The organism is Blastococcus sp. KM273128 (assembly GCF_021698975.1).
Taxonomy (GTDB): Bacteria; Actinomycetota; Actinomycetes; order Mycobacteriales; family Geodermatophilaceae; genus Blastococcus.
The window spans coordinates 1-2,945 of sequence record NZ_SSXA01000141.1 but is presented as its reverse complement, the minus strand read 5'-3'; the positions used below and the strand labels follow the sequence as shown (position 1 = coordinate 2,945).

Annotated in this window: 1 protein-coding gene; it reads right to left on the bottom strand. The window is 69.6% G+C overall.

Annotated features, from left to right (window positions below):
- Nucleotides 1-37 precede the first annotated feature (37 nt).
- Nucleotides 38-2,368, bottom strand: coding sequence for a hypothetical protein (locus E9529_RS22475; RefSeq protein ID WP_308195312.1), 2,331 nt, complete (start codon nucleotides 2,366-2,368; stop codon nucleotides 38-40).
- Nucleotides 2,369-2,945 lie beyond the last annotated feature (577 nt).

Below are 2,945 nucleotides of genomic sequence, written 5' to 3'. Positions count from 1 at the left end.
CCACCAGCCGAGCACGAAGCGGCTCATTACGCTGCGATCACCGCGTCCCAACCGGAGCCGCGGCCCGTGTGAGAGCGGCACCGAACCCGTGACGGTTCACGTCGCTGTTCTGGGCGGTGGTGATCCGGGTGATCCGCCCGGCGCTGTCGTAACTGGTCCGGGTGTGGCTGGCCCAGGTCGTGTGGGCGGGGTTGGTGGCGTTCCAGGTATCCACGCGGCGGCCGTTGCTGTCGTAGCCGAAGTCGGTGGCCGACCCGTCGGGCAGGGTCATCCGGGTGACCAGGTTGCGGGTGTCATACGCGTAGCTGGTGGTGCCGCCGGGGTCGACCTCGGTGGCCAGGTTGCCCACCTTGTCGTAGCTGTAGTCGACGGTGATGTGCCGCTGGATGGAGTGCACCCGGGAGGTGAGCCGGCCCAGCGGGTCGTAGGCGTAGGTGGTGGTGCCGGAGTTGTCCTGCCGGGAGGTCTGGTGGCCGCGGTCGTCGTAGCGGTAGTAGATGGTGCTGCTGCCGGCGGAGAAGTTGATCTGGGTGGTCCGGTCGCCGGCGTCGTAGCGGTAGGTCTGGGTGATCCCGTTGCCGTTGGTGAAGGTGGCCAGCCGGCCGAACCCGTCGTAGGTGTAGGTCCGCTGGGCCAGGCTGCTGTCGGCCGGCGGGGTGATGGCGGTGACCTGCTTGTCGGCGTTGTAGGTGTAGCTGGTGACCGCACCGGAGGGACTGGTGGAGTCCTTGACCGTGCCGTCGGCGTTATAGGTCACCGAGGCGCTGCTGCTGCCGGCGTCGGTGGCCGACAGGCCGTTGCCGGCGCCGTCATAGGTGAACACGCTCTGGTTGCCCTGGCCGTCGGTGGCGCTGTCGGGCAGGTACTGGGCGGCCCCGGTGTTGCCGTAGGTGAAGGCCGAGGTGGCGCCGGTGGCGGCCTGCACGCCGGTGAGGGATTCCCCGCCGTTGGCGTTGTAGCTGGCGGTGGTGGTGGCCCCGGCGGCGTCGGTGGTCGAGGCAACGTCCAGGAACGGCGTGTAGGTGGCCGACCGCTGCTGCCCGGCCGGGTCGGTGACCGAGGCGATGAGCTTCATGCCGTCGCCGGTGAGCTCATACGTGCTGTGCGGGACGGTGGTCACCGCCTGCGCCGGGTCGGTGTTGGCGTCGGCGAGGTAGGTGTGCGCGTCGTCGTAGGCGAGGCGGGTGACCGCACCGGAGGCGCTGGTGCCGGTCGGCTGGTCGACCGAGAGCACCCGGCCCAGGTCGTCGTAGGCGAAGCGGGTGACCACGTTGCCCGGGGCGGTGATCGAGGCCAGCCGGCCGGCGGCGTCGTAGCCCAGCTCGGTGGCCCGGCCCAGCGCGTCGGTGACGGTCTGCAGGCGGCCGGCGGTGTCGTAGTCGTAGGTGACCGAGCGGCTGCTCAGGTTGGAGGAGGCGGCCGGGGTCTGGGTGAGCTCGGTGATCTGCTTGGAGCCGCCACCGGCGGTGCTCACCTGCAGCGTCCGGGCGGCGGCCGGCCCCTGGTCGCTGACCACCTGGGTCAGCGCGGACCCGCTGTAGGCGAAGGTGGTCTGGTTGCCGTTGCGGTCGGTCAGCGTGGTCAGCTGACCGGCGGTGTTGAAGGCGCGGACGTCGCGGGAGGTGTGGTCGGTCAGCGACCAGCCGCTGGCGGCATCGCCGGTCAGGTCCATCTTGAACCCGGCCGGGGCGGTGTAGCTGGTGCCGCCGGCGGGCTGGAACACCCCGGTCAGCCCGTTGGGCCCGTAGTAGGTGATGACGCCGCTGGTGGCTTCCCGGCTCAGGTAGACGTCCGAGCCGGTGGAGAGCCGCCAGCCGGAGCTGAGCGAGGTCTGGAACCCGTCCCCGCCCCGCCACTCGCTCAGGCTGTTGTAGACCGCACCCACGGACAGGTCGCCGGCCACCCGCGACAGGGTGAGCCCGGGCAGGGACACCATGAGGTTGCCGCTGCCGGTGTCGACGGTGGCCTGGGCGGTGTCGCTGATCGTGAAGGGCACCGTCGTGGCACCCGGCCGCGGTCCGGCACCCAGCGTGCCGGCCACCTGGCCGGTCTCGACGGCCGAGGAGGTGCAGCCGGTGGTGTCGCACAGCTCGGCCCGGTACTCGAACGTCTCCTGGATGCTGAGCTCACCGGCCGGGATCTGCGCGGTACCGGTCGAACCGCTGACCGTCGTGCCGTCGAGCAGGTTCCACGTCGAGGAGCCGACGGTGCGCGCGTAGAACTTCAGCGATTGCCCCGACACCCCCGCCGGCGCGCTGGCCTTGAGCACCGGCTGCAGCGTGGCGGAGACGACCTGGTCGACCTCCGGGCCGCTGGGCGGAGCGGCGAGCACCCCGGTGACCTGACCCATCACTACCGCGGCCGCCACCGTGCCGACCGTGGCCATCTGGGAGGCGCGCCGGCGCCCCCGCCTTCTGAACGCTGACGTGCTCGACGACTGACTGAGCACGGACATGCAGACCTCACCGGGACGCAGGGGGAGATGGACGGTGATCGCCCCGGGGTGAAGGCGGTCACAACCAACCCTGTCCGTGGCGTTGTGTCAGCACAAGACCACGGTGCGTTATCGATCGAGTGAATCCCTGACCTGCTGATGACGCCTAGTCGCGTGTGGACAGAATTGCCGTCCCGCATTAGACGACGACCTGGACTAGGGCCGTGTCTGTTGAACTTGACGCGCAGGATGGCGAAGCCACATCTTGATCGAGGCGAAGCCAACCGATCCGCGGAAGACGAATTCGCGTTCGTCGGTGCGCATCGCGACCATCCTGAAGTTTTTGGGCTCGTTGGTCGCACGCTGCCCGGTGTTGCCATTCCTATATGGCTCGGCGTCGAAGGCCTGTGGCCTGTCAACGACGGCCCAAAGTTGACCCCCTAGCGACGGCCGAAAATTGACCCCCTCGTGGTCATGCGTCTTCGGTGGCGGCCGCGGAGCGGCCGAGGTC